Source organism: Micromonospora rubida, from assembly GCF_009908295.1.
In the GTDB taxonomy this organism is placed as follows: Bacteria; Actinomycetota; Actinomycetes; order Mycobacteriales; family Micromonosporaceae; genus Micromonospora; species Micromonospora rubida.
The window spans coordinates 451,802-470,179 of the sequence record NZ_JAAALO010000005.1 but is presented as its reverse complement, the minus strand read 5'-3'; the positions used below and the strand labels follow the sequence as shown (position 1 = coordinate 470,179).

Annotated in this window: 18 protein-coding genes and 2 pseudogenes; 9 read left to right on the top strand and 11 right to left on the bottom strand. The window is 70.9% G+C overall.

What is annotated here, in order from left to right; translation table 11 throughout:
• Positions 1 to 12 precede the first annotated feature (12 nt).
• The gene (locus tag GVV04_RS21120) at positions 13 to 1,146 is read left to right on the top strand and encodes an acyl-CoA dehydrogenase family protein (protein WP_161689969.1); all 1,134 of its coding nucleotides are present in this window, start codon (positions 13 to 15) and stop codon (positions 1,144 to 1,146) included.
• On the opposite strand, the gene GVV04_RS21115 is transcribed toward GVV04_RS21120, so the two are convergent.
• The 5 genes from GVV04_RS21115 to GVV04_RS21095 all read right to left on the bottom strand — a co-directional run bounded on the left by GVV04_RS21115 (position 1,132) and on the right by GVV04_RS21095 (position 5,997).
• Positions 1,132 to 1,800, bottom strand: coding sequence for a TetR/AcrR family transcriptional regulator (locus GVV04_RS21115; protein ID WP_235966504.1), 669 nt, complete (start codon positions 1,798 to 1,800; stop codon positions 1,132 to 1,134). The genes GVV04_RS21120 and GVV04_RS21115 overlap by 15 nt on opposite strands.
• A gap of 216 nt (positions 1,801 to 2,016) precedes the next feature.
• Positions 2,017 to 3,477 carry an SDR family oxidoreductase gene (locus GVV04_RS21110; protein ID WP_161689788.1) on the bottom strand — a complete coding sequence of 487 codons (1,461 nt, stop codon included), beginning with the start codon at positions 3,475 to 3,477 and terminating at the stop codon, positions 2,017 to 2,019.
• Between the two features lie 206 nt (positions 3,478 to 3,683).
• Entirely contained in the window at positions 3,684 to 3,854 is a 171-nt protein-coding gene (locus GVV04_RS21105; protein WP_161689787.1) for a hypothetical protein, read from the bottom strand.
• A 727-nt stretch (positions 3,855 to 4,581) separates the two neighbouring features.
• Positions 4,582 to 4,776, bottom strand: a complete 195-nt coding sequence (locus GVV04_RS21100) for a ferredoxin (RefSeq protein WP_328822497.1) — start codon at positions 4,774 to 4,776, stop codon at positions 4,582 to 4,584.
• Between the two features lie 15 nt (positions 4,777 to 4,791).
• Positions 4,792 to 5,997 carry a cytochrome P450 gene (locus tag GVV04_RS21095; RefSeq protein WP_161689785.1) on the bottom strand — a complete coding sequence of 402 codons (1,206 nt, stop codon included), beginning with the start codon at positions 5,995 to 5,997 and terminating at the stop codon, positions 4,792 to 4,794.
• A 199-nt stretch (positions 5,998 to 6,196) separates the two neighbouring features.
• Between GVV04_RS21095 and GVV04_RS21090 the strand changes: the two genes are divergently transcribed.
• Both GVV04_RS21090 and GVV04_RS21085 read left to right on the top strand, forming a co-directional pair.
• Positions 6,197 to 6,856 carry a GbsR/MarR family transcriptional regulator gene (locus GVV04_RS21090; protein WP_235966503.1) on the top strand — a complete coding sequence of 220 codons (660 nt, stop codon included), beginning with the start codon at positions 6,197 to 6,199 and terminating at the stop codon, positions 6,854 to 6,856.
• A gap of 123 nt (positions 6,857 to 6,979) precedes the next feature.
• On the top strand, positions 6,980 to 8,113 hold the full coding sequence (locus GVV04_RS21085) for a hypothetical protein (RefSeq protein WP_161689783.1): 1,134 nt from the start codon (positions 6,980 to 6,982) through the stop codon (positions 8,111 to 8,113).
• 74 nt (positions 8,114 to 8,187) lie between these two features.
• On the opposite strand, the gene GVV04_RS33310 is transcribed toward GVV04_RS21085, so the two are convergent.
• Positions 8,188 to 8,355 carry a hypothetical protein gene (locus GVV04_RS33310; protein ID WP_235966703.1) on the bottom strand — a complete coding sequence of 56 codons (168 nt, stop codon included), beginning with the start codon at positions 8,353 to 8,355 and terminating at the stop codon, positions 8,188 to 8,190.
• Here GVV04_RS33310 and GVV04_RS21080 point away from each other — a divergent pair.
• From GVV04_RS21080 to GVV04_RS21065, 4 genes and pseudogenes are all read left to right on the top strand, one after another.
• Positions 8,342 to 8,905 (top strand): annotated as a pseudogene (locus GVV04_RS21080) (enoyl-CoA hydratase family protein); the annotation flags it as partial. The gene GVV04_RS33310 and the pseudogene GVV04_RS21080 overlap by 14 nt on opposite strands.
• Positions 8,906 to 10,039, top strand: coding sequence for an acyl-CoA dehydrogenase family protein (locus GVV04_RS21075; protein ID WP_161689781.1), 1,134 nt, complete (start codon positions 8,906 to 8,908; stop codon positions 10,037 to 10,039). It begins immediately after the preceding pseudogene.
• 26 nt (positions 10,040 to 10,065) lie between these two features.
• Positions 10,066 to 11,058: an acyl-CoA dehydrogenase family protein gene (locus tag GVV04_RS21070; protein WP_161689780.1), complete on the top strand. Its 993-nt coding sequence runs from the start codon at positions 10,066 to 10,068 to the stop codon at positions 11,056 to 11,058.
• Between the two features lie 8 nt (positions 11,059 to 11,066).
• A pseudogene (locus GVV04_RS21065) lies at positions 11,067 to 11,939 on the top strand (enoyl-CoA hydratase); the annotation flags it as partial.
• A 59-nt stretch (positions 11,940 to 11,998) separates the two neighbouring features.
• Here GVV04_RS21065 and GVV04_RS21060 read toward each other — a convergent pair.
• From GVV04_RS21060 to GVV04_RS21050, 3 genes are all read right to left on the bottom strand, one after another.
• A complete protein-coding gene (locus GVV04_RS21060) occupies positions 11,999 to 12,346 on the bottom strand; it encodes a TetR/AcrR family transcriptional regulator C-terminal domain-containing protein (protein WP_328822496.1) in 348 nt (115 codons plus the stop codon).
• A 323-nt stretch (positions 12,347 to 12,669) separates the two neighbouring features.
• Positions 12,670 to 13,377, bottom strand: coding sequence for a hypothetical protein (locus tag GVV04_RS21055; RefSeq protein WP_161689779.1), 708 nt, complete (start codon positions 13,375 to 13,377; stop codon positions 12,670 to 12,672).
• Positions 13,378 to 13,449: 72 nt separating this feature from the next.
• Positions 13,450 to 14,166, bottom strand: a complete 717-nt coding sequence (locus tag GVV04_RS21050) for a TetR/AcrR family transcriptional regulator (protein WP_161689778.1) — start codon at positions 14,164 to 14,166, stop codon at positions 13,450 to 13,452.
• Positions 14,167 to 14,278: 112 nt separating this feature from the next.
• Here GVV04_RS21050 and GVV04_RS21045 point away from each other — a divergent pair, with 112 nt between their 5' ends.
• On the top strand, positions 14,279 to 15,262 hold the full coding sequence (locus GVV04_RS21045) for an NAD(P)-dependent alcohol dehydrogenase (RefSeq protein WP_161689777.1): 984 nt from the start codon (positions 14,279 to 14,281) through the stop codon (positions 15,260 to 15,262).
• Positions 15,263 to 15,394: 132 nt separating this feature from the next.
• Complete coding sequence (locus tag GVV04_RS21040) at positions 15,395 to 16,018, top strand: DUF2306 domain-containing protein (RefSeq protein ID WP_201753860.1); 624 nt, start codon at positions 15,395 to 15,397, stop codon at positions 16,016 to 16,018.
• A 119-nt stretch (positions 16,019 to 16,137) separates the two neighbouring features.
• Here the strand turns inward: GVV04_RS21040 and GVV04_RS21035 are convergent, their stop codons facing one another.
• Both GVV04_RS21035 and GVV04_RS21030 read right to left on the bottom strand, forming a co-directional pair.
• Entirely contained in the window at positions 16,138 to 16,986 is an 849-nt protein-coding gene (locus tag GVV04_RS21035; protein WP_161689775.1) for a hypothetical protein, read from the bottom strand.
• Between the two features lie 39 nt (positions 16,987 to 17,025).
• Positions 17,026 to 18,285 carry an MFS transporter gene (locus tag GVV04_RS21030; RefSeq protein WP_235966501.1) on the bottom strand — a complete coding sequence of 420 codons (1,260 nt, stop codon included), beginning with the start codon at positions 18,283 to 18,285 and terminating at the stop codon, positions 17,026 to 17,028.
• Positions 18,286 to 18,378: the final 93 nt, after the last annotated feature.

Below are 18,378 nucleotides of genomic sequence, written 5' to 3'. Positions count from 1 at the left end.
CTGACGCACATGGTGAACCGCACCATTTTCTCCGCCGACCACCTCGCGTTCACCGAACTGGTGCGCGCCTTCATCGACAAGGAGATCGCACCGCACCACGACCGCTGGGAAGCCGACGGCATCGTCGACCGCCGCGTGTGGCGGGCTGCCGGCGCTGCCGGCCTGCTGGGCTTCTTCGTCGACGAACGGTACGGCGGCGGCGGGGTGACGGACCGGCGCTTCAACGCCGTCCTCACCGAGGAACTGGCCCGGGCGGGTGCCAGCGGGCCGGCGTTCGGCCTGCACAACGACATCATCGGGCCGTACCTCACCGATTTGACCAACGACGAGCAGAGACAGCGGTGGCTGCCGGGCTTCTGTTCCGGCGAGATCATCACCGCGATCGCCATGTCCGAGCCCGGCGCCGGCAGCGACCTGCAGGGCATCACGACCACCGCGGTGCGCGACGGGGACAGCTATGTCGTCAACGGGCAGAAGACCTTCATCAGCAACGGCATCCTGGCCGACCTGGTCATCGTCGTGGCGCGGACCGACCCGGCAGCGGGGCACCAGGGGATCAGCCTGCTGGTGGTCGAGCGGGGCATGGCCGGCTTCGAGCGGGGCCGCAACCTCGACAAGATCGGGCAGAAGGCGCAGGACACCGCCGAGTTGTTCTTCGCCGACGTCCGGGTGCCCGCGGCCAATCTGCTCGGCGTGGAGGGCCAGGGCTTCTCCTACCTGATGCGCAATCTTCCCTTCGAGCGGCTGTCGATCGCCGTCGCGGCGCTCGCCGGTGCCGAGACGGTGTTCGAGCAGACCCTCGCCTACTGCAAGCAGCGCGAGGCATTCGGCCGCGCCATCGGCAGCTTCCAGCACAACCGGTTCCTGCTGGCCGAGCTCGCCACCGAACTGCGCCTCGGCCGCGTCTTCGTCGACCAGTGCCTGGTCGAGCCCACCCTTACGGCGGAGACGGCGGCGATGGCGAAATGGTGGTGCACCGAGTTGCAGGTCCGCACCGTCGACCGCTGCCTGCAGTTGCACGGCGGCTACGGCTACATGCGGGAGTACCCGGTGGCCAAGGCGTATCTGGACGCCCGCGTCCAGACGATCTACGGCGGCACCACGGAGATCATGAAAGAGGTGATCGGCCGGTCACTTGGCCTGTGAACCGTATTCCAGCATGGGCACGAGGAACCGCCGGGCCACGGCGCGCAGCTGCTCGGTGTCGTCGAGATCGACGATGTGACTGGGAGTGATCAAGAAGGAGCAGGACAGTCGCGTCATCAGTTCGGCCACCACCTCGACGTCCACCGTGTCGGAGATGTTGCCGGCGCGTTGCTCGCTGCGGAGCTGGCCGGCGACGAACCGTTGCACCGTGGCCAGCGTCCGCCCGCCGTCGCTGATCATCGAGGGGATGAGCACGTCCGGCTCGGCGGCCATCAGCCCCCCGATCAGCGGGTTGCGGCGGAGAGCCTGCAGGGCGCTGACGAAGCCCAGCACCACCCGGTCGCCGACGGTCGTGGCCTGCTGGATGTCGATGAGGAACTGGTCGAAGTAGCGCCGGAACTCCCGGCGGACCACCTGCTCGACCAGCCTGTCCTTGTTGACGAACCGGCGGTACGCCGTGATCCGGGAGACGCCGGCCCGTCGGGCCACGTCCTCCATCGTCGAGCGCCGGATGCCCATGCGGCACAACTGCTCATAGGCGGCATCGAGAAGCCGCGTGACGACCTCGTCGTTGTCGTCGGCGCGTTCCCGCGCCTCGCTGAAGGCGCGTTCCAGCAGCGAATTCGAGCCGGCGGCGGTCCCCAGTGCGGACAACAGCGGTTCTGCGGTGTGCTTGCCGCGACCTGCCTCGGACAGGCCGGGGGATGACGCGTTCGCGGAAGCGGTCCGGGGCATGGTCGCCCTCTCGTGAGATACGTAGACGCGAGTCCTGCATCACGGTACCAACCATGAACCCGGAACTTCGAGCGCTGCGGGCGCACCTGCCCGAGCTTGCGCACCTGGTGCCGGTAGCTGCGGCGGGCGCGCTGATCACCAGGCGCAGGGCGCGTAGTCCTTCAGGAAGCAGCCGTACAGGTCTTCGCCCTGTTCGCCGCGGACGATCGGGTCGTAGACCCGCGCCGCGCCGTCGACCAGGTCGAGCGGGGCGTGGAAGCCCTCGTCCGCCAGCCGCATCTTCGTCGGGTGGGGCCGCTCGTCGGTGATCCAGCCGGTGTCGACGCTGGTCATCAGGATGCCGTCGGTCAGCATCTCCTGGGCGCTGGTCCGGGTCAGCATGTTCAGCGCGGCCTTGGCCATGTTGGTGTGCGGGTGCCCCGGCCCCTTGTAGCCACGGCCGAACTGCCCCTCCATCGCCGACACGTTCACCACGTACTTGCGGCGGGCCTGCGCTGCGGCCATCGCCGGTCGTAGGCGGCTGACCAGGACGAACGGCGCAGTCACGTTACACAGCTGCACTTCGAGCAGCTCCACCGGGTCCACCTCCTGCACCCGCTGCACCCAGCTGTTGACCGGGTCGAGGTCCGGCACCAGACCACCGGCGTCGATGGCGGTGGCCGCGGCGATCCGTTCCGGCGAGGCCGAGCCGCCGGTCAGCGCCAGCGCGGTGAGCGCCTGCGGGGTGATCGCGGCCGACTGCGGCGCGGCGGTCAGGCTGCCCGCCGGACTGCCCCGGCCGGCCGGCTTGGCGAAGGTGATGATCTCCGGCAGCGGGCCGTCCGGCAGGGCCGCCGCCTCCGCGGCGACGAGCTGGGCGTACGCCCCGGCCGTGCGGCGGACCGTCTGCGCCGCGTTGTTGATCAGGATGTCGAGTGGCCCCTGGGCGCTGACCGAGTCGGCGAGCGCGATCACCTGGGCCGGGTCGCGCAGGTCGATCCCGACGATCCGCAGGCGGTGCAGCCAGTCCCCGCTGTCCGGCATCGCGGCGAACCGGCGGACCGCGTCGTGCGGGAACCGCGTGGTCACCGTGGTGTGCGCCCCGTCGCGCAGCAGCCGCAGCGCGATGTACATGCCGATCTTCGCCCGGCCGCCGGTGAGCAGCGCGCGCCGCCCGGTCAGGTCGGTGCGGGCGTCGCGGCGCTCCCGGTTGAGCGCGGCGCAGGACGGACAGAGCTGGTGGTAGAACGCGTCCACCTCGCGGTAGCGCTGCTTGCAGACGTAACAACCGCGCGGGTTCTGCAGGAAACCGGCCGTGGCACCCATGGTGGGCGAGGCGAGCGGGAGGCCCTGGGTCTCGTCGTCGATCCGGCCCGGGGCGCCGGTGGCGGTGGCCGCCGTCACCGCGCGGTCGGCCGCCGCGATGGCGTCCCGCCGCTCCTCACGCCGCCGCTGCTTGATCACCTTGTAGAGCTTCGCGGTGGCCCGCTGCACCCGCACCACATCGGGATGATCGGGAGGCAGGTCCTCCAACGCCTCGAAGACGCTGAGACAGGTCTCCAGCCGGTCCCGGTCAATGCCGTTGTGACCGGTTTCCGCAATTTTGTCCGCCGCCATACCGTCGCTGTCTCATCCCGTTCCCTGCGCCGGAGCTACCCGGCCCACCCCAAGTCCGACCCGAAACTGTACGCACCGCTCGGCCCCCGACGCATCCGCGTCAGTTCATCAGCCCCAAGACCGCCGGTACGCCTCCTTGTACGCCTTCGGGCGGGTGATGCGCCCGAAGGCGTAGAAGGGTACGCGGAGGCCGCTGAGCCGGGTGGTCAGCGGGTGCAGATGATTTGCGCCTGCACCGAGTAGAGGCCCGGCAGCGGCTGCCTCACAAAGCTCGCGCCAGGGCTGCACTGCGTGGACGGCTCGAACCCGTCCGCGCTGGCGAGGGAGCGCGCATTGTTCTGGGCGTTGAACAGCGCCGTGAAGTAGTTGTTACTCATTCCGGCGCCTTGGAAGGTCTTGGTTTCGGCGGCTGATGCCGGTCCGGAGAGCAGGACGGACGCGGACACCGCCCCGGCCAGCGCTGTTGCTACGACTATCCGACGAAGTGCAGGCATGCGGGCTCCACTCTGTTCGATCCAAAGCCCGAGCTTGACAGAGGAATAGGCGCATATCAACCAAAGCGCGGAAGTGGCCCCCGCCCACCCGAAGGTGAGCGGGGACCGCGCGATCCTTCGAGACGACGAAATTCAGCGAGGGGCCTCGGCAGGGCCCCGGCAAAGCCGCGGGGCGCCGATTCCCGCCCGAAGTTCATCCACCCTCCGGGATTCCTGTTCCGTTCCTTGAGGATGATCCGAGATCCTGGCCAGGGCCTTGGTCACGGTCTCGCCGGTCCTGCGCTGTCTCTGTCTCCGCTCCCGCGAATGCCCCGGGAGGTCGCCGCCACGCCGCCCCCTGCCGCCCCGCGCATCGGGCAGTCCGGGTGGCGGCTGGACGATTGCCTGCCGCATCCGGTCGGGGACCTGCCTGTCGGCCCCCTTTGGAGCTGCCCCGTTTACGCGCCCGCTCCACCGGTAGCACAAACGGGGCAGCTCCAAAGGGAGCCGACGGAGGGTGGACCGACCCGACGGCGCGCACCCCGGCCGCGCACACCATCCTCGACCGGCTCGCCGACGGGGCGACCCGGCGAAGACCAACCCGGCAGGGGCCGACGATGTTGGTAGCGCATTAGGGTCGGCGGTCGGCCGACAGGGCGATCGCCGCGGCAGGGCACAGGTCGACGGCCTCGCGAACCGCGTCCTGCGTCTCAGCGGGCGGCTCGGGTCGCAGTACGATCACCTTGCCGTCGTCCTGACACTGGTCGAACACCTCGCCGACCGTCAACACGCACATTCCGGAGCCGACGCAGCGCTCGGCGTCCACGGTGATCCTCATTGGTCACGCATCCCAGGTGACCGGGAGGCTCTTCACCCCGTAGATGTCCGCGGTCTCCGGGCGCAGGGCAACCCCCTCAGGCGGTACGGCCAGGCGCAGCGTGGGGAAGCGGTCGACCAGCGCGGGGAACGCGACCCGCATCTCGACGCGGGCCAGCTGCTGACCCAGGCACTGGTGGATGCCGTGGCCGAAGGCCAGGTGCCCGCCGTCCCGCCTGCGGAGGTCGAGCACGTGGGGGTCGGCGAAGCGCTCGGGGTCGCGGTTGGCGGTGTGGTACGACAGGATCACCGGCGAGCCGGCCTTGATGGTCTGGCCGCCCAACTCGACGTCCTCCAGCGCCGTCCTCATGAACGTCTTGGCGACACTGAGGTACCGCAGCAGCTCCTCCACGGCTCCGTCGGCGAGCGCGGGATCGGCGCGCAGCGCGGCCAGCTGCTCCGGGTTGCGCAGCAGCGCGAAGGTGCCGAGGGCCAGCATGTTCGCGGTGGTGTCGAGCCCGGCTGCCAGCAGGATCAGGGCGATGCCCTTCAGCTCCTCATCGGTCAGATCGCTGTCGGTGAGGTCGCTGAGCACGTCGTCGGTGGGGTTCGCGCGTTTGGCGGCCACCAGCCCCGCGAGGTAGTCCTGGGTCGCGGTGTAGGCGGCTATCAGGTCCTCGTCGCTTGTCTCCCCGTTCATGAACGAGTCGACCTGCTCCTGGAATGACCCCCGGTCCTGGTACGGCACCCCCAGCAGCTCACAGATCATGATGGCGGGGATGGGCTTGGCGAACGCGGTCACCAGGTCCGCCGGCGGCCCGGCCTCCTCCATGGCGTCCAGGTGGTCGGCGGTGATCCGCTCGACGCGCTCGGTGAGCAGTCGCATCCGCCGTACGGTGAACTTACTTATCAGTGGCTTTCGATAGCGGCTGTGCTGGGGCTCGTCCATGAGAAGGAACTCGCCGGGCGGTGCCGGGGGGATCTCGATGTCTCCGTAGTCGATGGTCGGGTGGCGCATGAGCTCCTTGCGTGAGCTGAACCGCGGTTCGGCCAGGACCGACCTGACCAGGTCGTATCCGGTGATCAGCCAGCCGGGTCTCCCGCCGGGGAAGGTGTAGCGGCTGATGGGGCCGTGCCGGCGGGCGTCGGTCAGCTCTGCCGGCGGGTCGAAGGGGCAGCCGGGCTGACGCGCCGTCGGCATCGTCGTGACGGCGTACAGGGATTCGCCCATGGCCATTCCTCATCTCGCGATGGTACGTGTTTGGCAATGTCCGAAAGCTACGTTGCATTCAGAATGAATGTCAATCGGTGGAAAGGTGTTACCCCAGGTGCATGGCGGAAAACTGATGCAATGACGCTGGGCCCGACTGCAATGTCGCGTTGCAATGAATGGCGGCGAAGGTAATGCTGGCGGCATGCCAGGAGGACGGTTGACCCAGCAGGACCGCCAGCGCATCGCGGCCGGACTCGCCGGTGGGCTCTCCTACGCGGAGATCGCGAGGCGGCTCGACCGGCCGACCTCGACGATCAGCCGGGAGGTCGGGCGCAACGGCGGCCCCGGCGGCTACCAGCCCCAGCACGCACAGCGGGTGACGGCCCAGCGGGCGCGGCGTGGCACACCGACACCCCCGCGCGCGGCCGGACTCCCGGGTGGCACGACGGGAGAGGAGATCATCGAGTTGGCGGTCCGGACGGGGCTGCCGAGGATGACAGCGCGGGTGCACGTCGACCTGTTGCTGTCCGAGGACGGCAGACGTACCGCGGCCGAGCTGACCCGCAGGCTGCGGGTCAGCCCGGCCTCCGTCTCCGTGGCCGTGAACTACCTGGTCCAGCAGGGATATGTCCGGCGCGAGCGAGATCCGCAGCGGCGTCGCGACGTCTACGTGATCGACGACGAGGCCTGGTACCACTCCGTCGTGATCAGCGCGCGGCAGACGCTCGAGGCGGCGCAGGCCGCGACGGCAGCGGCGGAGTCGTCCGGGCCCGACAGCCCCGTGGGGCAGCGGCTGGCCAGGGCAGGGGCATTCCTGGCGCGGGTCAGTCTGGACGAGATGGAGTCGGCCGACCGCTGGCGTGCCCTCCTGGCGTGATGGGTCTCTGGCGAACCGCCTGGCCCGTCGCGGGTGGAGATTCGATCTCGTTCGGCGTTACCGACGGCAAGTCGTGTGGCGAGGGTGGTCGTCTGGTGACGGATCGGCTGCGACAATCCGGGGATGGGTGACAGTGATCAGGGCGTCGATCGGGCCGTTGCCGGCGCGGACTTCGTGGAGTGGAACTTCTCGATCATGGCGGAAGGTTCGCCGTGGCGCATCGAACAGGGGATGACGCAGTTGCTCGCCCACCAGGGCGCGGAGGGCTTCGGGCCGTCGCTGGCCGTCGCGGCGGGGGAGGATGCCCTGGTCATCCACGAGTTGGGTCGGCGGGAGACGCCGACGGCGGTGGCGGCGCTGCGGGCGTTCGAGGCGATGAGTCCGGTCGACACGCAGCGTGAGCTGGCGGGGTTGCACGCTGAGCGGCTCGTCCGGCAGGGAGTTCCGGATCCGTCCTGGGCGTCCACGATCGGCCGGGTACGGGTGGAGGGCTGCTGGTGGGCGCACGACCCGTTCGACGAGACCGCGTTCGTGTTGGCTGTGTTCTCCTACGACGGGGACGATGAGCACGGCATCCTGGCACTGATCGACCTGGCGATCGACGGTGGCCTGTTCCGGGAGCTGACGCTCGGCACGGATGTGGACGTGTTGCGGGACGTCCTGCGCCGCGCGGACGGGCGGGAGGGCCTGGTCACCGAGCCGCTCGACCCGGCGTACGCCCGGCGGCTGTTCGAGGACGCGTTTGTCACCTCGGACGAGGTGATCGAGGATCGGGAGCACCAGCCGAAGCCGACGCCGGTGGCGTACCGGAAGATGCGTGCGTTGACCCTGGCGCGCGCCCGGGCACTGAGCGCCGCCGCCGCGCCGCCGGATCCGTTGCCCGACAGCGTGGAGGTCGAGCTCATGAAGCGGGCGTTCCTCGCGTCCGGCGCCGGCTCCAAGCTGCCCGCCGGTGAGGTGACGAGTCGTGCGGTCGATCTGCTCGTCGCGCAGTTCACCGACCGGGCCGCCTGCCATCCACTGCGGGTCGGCCCGCGTCAGGTCATGGCCGCCGTCGGCCTGCCGGACCTGGCCCCGGACGCCATCGGCGATTCGGACGTGAGCGGGCTCCTTCCGGAGGTCGTTCGCGCGTGGGTCTCGTGGACCGCGGCCGAACGCGGTCTGTCCCACGAGGCCACCGAACGCCTTCGACACGCCGCGGAGCAGGCTTGTGCGCGACAGCATCCCGCCGACACCGAGGGCACGCAGACCACCTGACGGGTTCCGGCTGGCCGTGCGTGCCCGATTGTCGGGCACGGCCGAGCGGCGGGTCGACGGATGCGCAGGGCCCGTCAGTCGGAGCTCTCCCGAGCTGCGCCCGGTGTGCCATTGACGGCGGCGGTCAGCAGGACGCGTGCTTCGACGGAACCGTCGAGCTGGCGGTTGATCCGGTGGGTGGTCTTCCAGCCTCCGCCGGTACGGATGAACTCCCAGCGGTTGACGAACGCCGGGGTGGACATCAAGGAGTTGCAGGCGGCCACCGGCTTCGGCGCGCTGATCGAGGTCAACCGGGGCTGCGCCGCCGCGTTCGCCGCCGTCTACGACTGCCCGGTGCCGGTCATCGCCGCCGTGCAGGGCTTCTGCCTGGGCGGTGGCATCGGCCTGGTCGGCAACTCGGACATCATCGTCGCCAGCGACGACGCCACCTTCGGCCTGCCCGAGGTGGACCGGGGGGCGCTCGGCGCGGCCACCCACCTGTCCCGGCTGGTGCCACAGCACCGGATGCGGGCGATGATGTACACCTCCGCCACCGTCACCGCCGCCGAGCTGCACGCCTACGGTTCGGTGCACACCGTGACGCCCCGCGCGGAGTTGCGTGCGGCGGCGCTGGCCGTGGCCGGGGAGATCGCCGCCAAGAACCCGACGGTGATGCGGGCGGCCAAGGCGTCGCTCAACGGCATCGACCCCTGGGACGTCAAGCGCAGTTACCGCTACGAGCAGGGGTTCACCTTCGAGCTCAACCTGTCCGGGGTGGCCGACCGGGTCCGTGACGAGTTCGGGCGGTCCTGAGTGGAGCTGACCGACACCCCGACCGAGGCGGCGTTCCGGGCCGAGGCCCGGGAGTGGCTGCGGGCCAGCGTGCCCGCGACCCCGCTGCCTTCCGGCGACACCCGGGAGGGGTTCGCCCGGCACGTCGAGTGGGAGAAGCAGCTCTTCGCCGCGCGGTGGGCGGCGGTCTCCTGGCCGGCCCGGTACGGGGGTCGCGACGCCTCCCTCTGGGAGTGGCTCATCTTCGAGGAGGAGTACTACGCCGCCGGCGCCCCGCAACGGGTCACCCAGAACGGGATCTTCCTGCTCGCCCCCACCCTCTTCGACTTCGGCACGCCGGCACAGCAGGACCTGCTGCTGCCCCGGATCGCCGCCGCCGAGGACCTGTGGTGCCAGGGCTGGTCCGAGCCGGAGGCCGGCAGTGACCTGGCCGGCATCACCAGCCGGGCGGTGCGCGACGAGGCGGCCGGTGGCTGGCGACTCACCGGGCAGAAGACCTGGACCACCCGGGGCGCGTTCTGCACCCACCTCTTCGGGCTGTTCCGCACCGACCCCGCCGCGCAACGGCACCGAGGACTGACGTACTTCCTGGTCCCGCTGGACACCCCCGGGGTGACCGTACGCGGCTTCGGCCGGCTCGACGGTGACGAGGGCTTCGCGGAGGTCTTCCTCAACGACGTCTTCGTGTCGGACAGCGCCGTCCTGGGCGGGGTCAACGAGGGCTGGCGGGTCGCGATGGCCACCACCGGCTCCGAGCGGGGACTGACCCTGCGCTCGCCCGGCCGGTTCCTCTCCGCCGCCGACCGGCTCGTCGAACTGGCCCGGTCCCGCCGCCTGTCGCCCCGGTCGCGGGACCGGGTGGTCCGGTCCTGGATCAACGCGCAGGCGTACCAGCTCTTCACCCTGCGCCAGGTCAGCGAGCTGCTGGCCGGCCGGCAGCCGGGGGCCAGGTCCAGCCTCAACAAGCTGTTCTGGTCGGAGCTGGACATCGACCTGCACGCCACCGCCCTGGACCTGCTCGGCCCCGCCGCCGAGCTGGACGGGCCGTGGAGTCGGGGTTTCCTCTTCGCGCTCTCCGGGCCGATCTACGCCGGCACCAACGAGATCCAGCGCAACATCGTCGCCGAGCGGGTGCTCGGTCTGCCCCGGGCCTGACGGTCCGGTTCCCCGTAGGGAGGGACATGGACTTCGCTCTCACCGAGGACCAGGTCGCGCTGCGCGACACGGTCCGGGAACTGCTCGCCGCCCAGTGCCCGCCCGACGTGGTCCGGGCGGCCTGGCCCGCCGGGGAGCCCGCCGCGCTCGACGGGCTCTGGGACGCGCTGGCGACCATGGGCGTCTTCGGCGCGGCGGTGCCCGAGGAAGCCGGCGGGCTCGGCCTGGACGAGACCGATCTGGTGCCGTTGCTGGAGGAGTTCGGCTACGCGGCCGTGCCGCTGCCGGTCGCCGAGACCGCCACGGTGGTGGCGCCGTTGCTGGCCGCTGCCGGTGACCAGCGCCTGCCGGCTGTCCTGTCCGGGGCCACCCGGGTCGCCCTGGCCGGCGCCGACCGCCTCGTCCCGTACGGCGCCCGGGCCGATCTGGTGCTCGTGCTCACCGACACGCAGGCCCGGCTCGTCGCGCCGGAACCCGAACCGGTGCTGCCCACGGTGGACGGCTCCCGGGCGTTGACCCGACTGTCCGACGCCACCGGGGAACTGGTCACCGATGATCCGGAGTTGGTGTCGTCGGCCCGCCACCGGGCCGAGTTGGCCACCTCGGCCCAACTGGTCGGGCTCGGCCGGCGGATGCTCGACCTGACCGTGGAGTACGTCGGCCAGCGCCGCCAGTTCGGGGTGCCGATCGGCAGCTTCCAGGCGGTCAAGCACCATCTCGCCGACGCGCTGCTGCGCATCGAGATCGCCGCTCCCGCCGTACACGCTGCGGGGTGGGCACTTGCCCGGCGGCGCCCCAGCCGCGCCACGGACGTCTCGATGGCGGTGGTGCTGGCGAGCGAGGCGGCCCAGGACGTGGCCCGGGCGGCGATCCAGTGTCACGGGGCCATCGGCTACACCGTTGAGTACGACCTGCATCTCTATGCCAAGCGCACCTGGGCGTTGGCGGCCGGATGTGACGTGGACGCGCACCTGGACCGGCTGGCCGGCGCGCTCGACCTGAAGGAGGAACCGGCGTGAGCGACGAAATGGCGCGCGGCGTGCGCGACGAGGCTGCTGGGCGCGACGCGGTCGACGAGGTGGTGCGTTACACGGTCGATGGCGGGGTGGCGACGGTCACCATGAACCGGCCGAGGTACCGCAACGCCCAGAACTCGGCGATGACCTACGCCCTGGACGATGCCTTCTACCGGGCGGTCGCCGACGACGAGGTCAGGGTCATCGTGCTGGCCGGAGCGGGGGAACACTTCTCGGCGGGCCACGACATCGGTACGCCGGGTCGGGACATCGACACGTCCTTTCCGCGCCGGGCCGGTCTCTGGTGGGACCACGTCGGCAAGAGCGGCGCGGACAGTCGGTTCGCCCGGGAGTCCGAGGTCTACCTGGGGATGTGCCGGCGCTGGCGGGAGATTCCCAAGCCCACCATCGCCATGGTGCAGGGCGCCTGTGTCGCGGGTGGGCTGATGCTCGCCTGGTGCTGCGACCTGATCGTGGCCGCCGACGACGCGTTCTTCGCCGATCCCGTGGTCCGGATGGGTATTCCCGGCGTGGAGTACTTTGCCCACCCGTGGGTGATGGGGCCACGGTTCGCCAAGGAGTTCCTCTTCCTCGGCGAGCGGGTCCCGGCCGCGCGCGCCCTGGAACTGGGCATGGTCAACCGGGTGGTGCCCCGGGACGCGCTGGCTGAGTCGACCCGGGACATCGCCCGCCGGATCGCCGAGATGCCGAGGCTCGGGCTGGCGCTGACCAAGAAGGCCGTCAACCAGGCCGAGGACCTGATGGGCCTGCACGCCGGGATGGACTCGGTCTTCGGGCTGCACCACGTGGCGCACGCGCACAACGCCGAGGTCGGCGCCGACTCGCTGGCCGGTCACGACGCCCGCTCGATGCGGGATTCCGCCAGCCGTGCCGCCGGTTCCAGCGTGGCCGGTTCCAGCGCCGCCGCCGGCGCTACCGGCTCTCAGGGGGGCGCGGCCGCCGGCCCGGAACGCTCCGCCTGATCGGTCGGTGCGCGCTCACCGGCTTCGCCACGCACCGCCAGTGCGTCGAGGATCAGGTCGAGCCCGAACTCGAACTGCCCGCCGCAGTGGTAGCCGGGCTGCTGGACGTGCTGCGTGGCGAACTCGACCATATGCGGGTAGTCGCCCGCCGCGAAACCTTCCATGATCGAATCCGCGACCGCGTTGGCGGAGTCCGCACCGTCGAACGGCAGCGACGCCTCCTGCAGCACGAAGCCGTAGACGTACGCATCGATGATCGCGTACGCGTGGGCCGTCATCTGTAGCGAGAAGCCGCCGGCCCGCAGCACGCCCAGCGACGGAGACGGTGACAGCCCGACCTGGACGCAGGAGGGCCCGGATCGGTCAACCTGGGAGGTCGCGCTATGCCGCCCCGTACACCGGGCAGTCGGGTGGCGGCCTGACGCCGCATCCGGTCGGGGACCTGTCCGTTGGCGCCTATGGAGCTGCCCCGTCTACGCGCCCGGCTCCATCGACAGCACAAACGGGGCAGCTCCATAGGGACCAACGGAGGGAAGGCCGGCCCGGGGGGGCGATGTATGTCGGCAGCGCGCGCATCCCCGGGGCCCTGGCAAGCGTCGGAGACCCGCACGACCTTTCCGGGGCCCTGGGTTCAGGCTCGGTCTTGTACGGGCGAGGGAATCTTGGTGGCTCGGTAGGAGTCGCCGCTCCGGGTGGGGCGCCAGAGTCGCCAGTGCTTCGCGGACAGCCGGAACGGGAGATGGCCTTGTAGATGAAGAGCACCAGGGGCGAGGCGTTGGTCGGCGGGCAGGTTGAGCCACAGGGAGAGTGAGGACGCCCCGGTGCCGAGGGTTGCGCGGATGCCTGAGTCGCCCAGAAGCCGGCCGTACCCGTCCACGGCGAAGCGACCGAAGGCGTCGGGGGTGATGTCGGGGTACGGGGCGCGGGCGGCCGGGTCGATGAGGCGTACGGGCGTGTTGTAGGTCAGCGCGGCCAGGGAACGTCCGTGGGTCGTGACCGCGTCGGGGCCGACGGTGATGAGGGCATCGAGCGCGTGCTGCACGGACTCGGGTCGAACGTTCCATCCCGTGTGGGTTTGCGCGCGGTGGCGGGGTCCGCCGAAGCGTTCGGTGGCGAGCGCCACCAGCTGCTCGGTCGACGCGGGCGGTCCGCCTGCACGGATCTCGAACGCCCACGATGGTGACGACACCGGTTCGGTGCAGGCGTTGACGAAGCTTTGCAGGCGTTGACATGCCTCGCCAGGATGCTTGGTGCGAAGCGAGTGCGCGCCGCCCGCAGAGCCGGGCAGCCCGTCGTAGGTCACCACCTGCGGGAACGTGATGTCCCGTGTGCGCGCCATCCGCCCATCATAGGTGTCCGTTGTCGCGCGCCCCTTGGCGCACAACACCGTGACGTGCGGTGGGCCACCGTCTCAGCTGGGTGGACGCGACGACGTCCAACCTTGTTGACGCAGCCGTTCGATGCCGTCCAGTAACAGGTCCAGAGCGAACTCGAACTCGAACTGGTCGTCGCAGCCCCGGCCGACGACAGACGTGTCGTCGTGTGCCGCCGCGGTGGCGATCGCCGCGAGGTGCGGGAACTGGGCGGCGGCCTCCGCCGGGAACGCTGCCGGCGGGTCGGGCTCGGCCGAGCCGGACCGGCCGGCGCGCCGGGATGCGTCGAACAGTTCCTGGCTGAAGCCCAGCATGCGACTGCCCATCGCGTGCATCACGTGGTGGGCGAGGTCTGTGGAGAACCCGCCCTCCCGGAGTGTCCCGACCATCGAGTTGAGGTGGCCGAGGAGGGCCGGCGTCGCCTCGTTCCGGGACTCGATCGCGATCGCCGCCCAGGGGTGGCGCAGCAGCACCTCCCGCGCCGAGAGGATGCGCTCGCGGGTCACCCGCTTCCAGTCGGCGTCGGGCACCGGCGGGTTGATCTCGCCGACGACCATGTCGATCATGCCGTCGAGCAGTTCGTCCTTGTTTGCCACGTGCTTGTAGAGGGCCATCGGCACGACGCCCAGGTCCTGGGCGAGGTTGCGCATGCTGAGGGATTCGATTCCGGTCTCGTCGGCGAGCGTGACGGCGGCGCGCAGGACGCGATTCTTGCTCAGCGGCGTGCGGCGCAGCGTCTCGGCCTGCTCAGCCATCACGGTCCTCCACTTTCTGCCGGCGGTTGAACCCTAGCCACCTTGACAGGTGTACGCCGTACACCTACCTTGTTTCTTGTAAGGTGTACGCCGTACACCTGGGGAGGAAGAGATGAAGGCGATCGTCCAGGATCGATACGGCCCCCCGGAGATGCTCACGCTCGCGGACGTCGACGCGCCGGTGCCGGCGGCCGACGAGGTGCTCGTGCGGGTCGAGGCCGCCGCGCTCAACGCGTACGACTGGCACGTCATGCGCGGCGATCCGCGGCTGGCGCGACTGTCGATGGGCCGGTCGGGGCCGCGGGCGCGGATCCGTGGCCGCGACTTCGCCGGCCGGGTCGAAGCCGTCGGCCCCGACGTCCGGCAGGTGCGACCGGGCGACGCCGTCTTCGGCGACCTGGGCGACGCCAACGGCGCGTTCGCCGAGTACGCATGCGTGCCCGAGACCCTGGTCGCGCGCAAGCCCGGGAACCTGACGCCACAGCAGGCGGCCGCCCTGCCGCTGGCCGGCGTCACCGCACTCATGGGGCTGTGCGATGTCGGGCGGGTCGAGCCCGGCCACCGCGTCCTCGTCAACGGCGCGTCCGGCGGCGTCGGCACCCTGGCCGTCCAACTGGCCAAGGCGCTCGGCGCGACCGTGACGGGGGTGTGCAGCACCCGCAACGTCGACCTGGTGCGCTCCCTCGGCGCCGATCACGTCGTCGACTACACCCGCGACGACTTCACCCACGACGCCGGCCGCCACGACGTCGTGTTCGACCTGGTCGGCAACCGTTCCCTCACCGCGCTCCGGCGAGCGCTGACCCCGACCGGGACGCTCGTGCTCTCCGGCGGCGGCGTCTATCGCGGCGGCAGCCTCGTCGGACCGGTCTGGCTCATCGCGCGAGGGCGCTTGCTGGCACCCTTCGTGCGGCACCGCATCGCCATTCTCACCACCGCACCCAGCCTGCAACACCTCGACACGCTCCGCACCCACGCCGAGGCCGGCCGCCTCACCCCGGTCATCGACCGGACGTATCAGCTGCCCGAGGTTCCCGAAGCCATCCGGTACGTGGAAGGCGAACACGCGCGGGCGAAAGTGGTCATCACCATCTGACCTGCCCACTGATGCCCGACGCCTTCTGCGATCCCGGTCCTACCGAGAGGCATCGCCATGATCAGGCTCGCCCGTTCGCCCTCCCGCACCGCGCCACCCGAATCGTCGAGCTGTCGCCTCCCGGTAGCGCTGGTGGCCCTCGTCCTCATCCCCGTCGTCGCCGGGTCACTGCGGCTTCTCGAACTCGCCGGTGGCCCTGCGTTGCTACCCACCAACCCGCGCATCGATTCCTCCCCGGCGCCCGTCGTGGTGCACGTGCTCGCCGCGGCCCTCTACGCCTTCCTCGGCGCCTTCCAGTTCTCCGCCCGGCTGCGTCGTCGCCATCCGAGCTGGCACCGACGGTCCGGCCGGGCACTGATCGGTGCCGGCCTGATCGTTGCCGCCTCCGGGACCTGGATGACCCTGTTCTACCCCGACGCCCCGGGCGGTGACCTGCTGTGGGGAATCCGGCTCCTGGTCGGATCGGCAATGGCCGCCAGCATCGTGCTGGGGTTCACCGCGATTCGCCGCCGCCATGTCGCCGCCCACCGTGCCTGGATGATCCGTGCCTACGCCCTCGCCGTCAGCGCCGGCACCCAGGCCTTCACCCAACCCATCGGCGAGACCCTGTTCGGCACGAGCGAGCTGAGTACCGCCCTCTCCGTAGGGTCCGGCTGGATCATCAACGCGGCCGTCGCCGAGTGGGCCATCCGACGCCCAGCCGGCCTCTGGGCCCGGCCCCGCCGCGCTCCCGCACCGTCGGTCCGACCGCTGTGAAACCCGCCCGGCTGGCGGCGTTGTGCAACCCGCCCGGCGGCGGCCGGTTACGACGCCTGCTCGTCGGCGGCCGCGCGTTGCGGCGGGCGCGCGCCGAGTCGATCACCTCGGCTGGGCGGTCAACCCTGCGGTGTCGGTTCTGGGGCGCCGGGGCCCGGGATCAGGACGGCGGTGCTCCAGTCGCCGAGGAATGCGCTGGCTTCGAGGTCCAGGGCGATGTCCTGGTCGCCGCCGAAGCTGATGCCACCCAGCCTGCTGACCTCGATGTACCAGGGCGACAGGTCATCGCGTACTCCGTCGGGGGACATGCCGGTGCCGCCCAGGTGCTCGGCGTGGAAGACGTCGTACATGTCCGGCACGTCGACATAGGCGTCGTTGTCGGACGGAAAGCTCACCGGTCGCACGCCTGCGTTGGGGTCGTCGCGGGGGACCAGCCACAGGGGACCGTACTGGCCGTGCCGCTCCCTCCACGAGGTGTTGTCGGCCTCGCCGTCGGCGAGAGAGGGAGCCGCAGCGGGGCGAGTTGCTCGTGGTCCGTTCAACTCCGCCTCGGTCAGCCACACCATGGCCAGCAGCGACGCCACCCCGTCGTCGGCGATCTGGAGCCGAGGGTGGGCCTGGGCCTGGGCGAGTTTGGCCCAGAACGGGTGCTCAGGCTGCGCGACGTCGGCGGGGTGCCCGGCGATGACCGCCGTGACCTCCGGCGCCGGGTCCTTGAAGTAGAGCGTGTCCTCCCATTGGAATACCGCGACGGCCACCAGGTCGGGTCCGCGCCGCCGGTACGACTCGGGCAGCCACAGCGTGAAGCAGTGCAGCATCGGCTGACCGGTACGGGGGGAGCGGGGCCAGGTCCGAACATCGATGCCGGGCCCGGCGGGGCCGGCCCACCCCGCAGGTAGCCTGGGCCGGTCTCCGGCCTCGTGGGCGACGTTGTCGTCGGTCCAAATGTCGAATGCCTGGGTGGCCATGGGCCGGACCCTACCCCAGCAGGGAGCACCGTGATCCGGTCAGGGGACGCGCCTGGCAACGCCGCCCATCTTCACCGCGGTGAACACCGCGGCGGCCAGCGCGACATCGGAGAGCAGCATCAGGCCGATGGCGTATGAGCCCTGCGACCCGTACACCCAGCCCATCACCAGGGGTGGGACGAAACCGCCGAGGCCGCCGGCGGCACCCACCAGGCCGGTGACCGCACCTACCTGGTCGGCAGGGGCGACCTTGCCGACGAGGGCGAACACCGCGCCGCTGGCCGCGCCCAGCAGCAGGGCCATCCCGAGCAGCGCGACGGTCGCCACGGGCAGCAGGGCGGGCTCGAAGGCCTGCACCACCGCGAAGGCGGCCACCCCGCCGAAGCACCACACCAGCACCGGCACCGGGTGCAGCCGGTCGGAGAGCCAGCCGCCCACCGGGCGGGCGAGGACGGCGAGGACCACGAACCCGGCGGTACGCAACGCGCCGTCCCCGGCGCTGAGACCGTACGCGGTGCGCAGGTAGGCGGGAAGGTACACGCTGAAGGCCACGAATCCGCCGAACCCGACGGCGTACAGGAAGCACAGCTGCCAGGTGACGGTCAGCCGGCCGACCGCGGAGAGCCGCTGCCAGGCGGATCCTGTGGGCCGGGCCCGGTCGGGGGCCTCGCGCAGCAGCAGGAACGACAGGACCGCGTACCCGGCCAGGATCGCGGCGACGAGCAGGAACGGCGTCCGTTCCCCGTAGGCGTCGGCGAGCCGGACGGTGGTGAAGTTCGCGATCGCGGTGCCGCCCATGCCGATGCCGAACACGCCGATGGCGAAGCCGCGCCGCTTGGGCGGGTACCAGCCGGAGACCAGGGGCACGCCGACGGCGAAGGCGGTGCCGCCGATGCCGAGGAAGAACCCGGTCACAATCAGCGCAGCGTAGGAGGAGACCACGCTCAGGGTCAGCACAGGCACGATCGTCGCCAGCGTGACCAGCGGGAAGACCACCCGCGCCCCGTACCGGTCGGTGAGGGCGCCGACGGGGATGCGGCCCAGCGACCCGACCACCACCGGTACGGCAACCAGCAGCGACTGCGCGGCGAAGCTGAGGTCGAGGCGCTCCTTGATGCCCGGGCCGAGCGGACCCAGCAGCGCCCACGCCCAGAAGTTGACCAGGAAGCCGAGAGTCGCCAGGACGAGCTGGAAGGTGGCCCCGGACCTGTCGGACGTCGGTGTGCTTCGGGTGCTGCCGGGGACGTCGCCTGGTGTGGGGGTGGTGTCCACGGCCTGTCTGTTACGGGCGATGGTCATCGCTGCTCTCCGTCGGATCGTGGTGCCGAGGCCGGATCGGCCTGAGGAAGTTGCGGATTCGGCTTTACCGGTTCGAGCCTCGACCCGCCGATC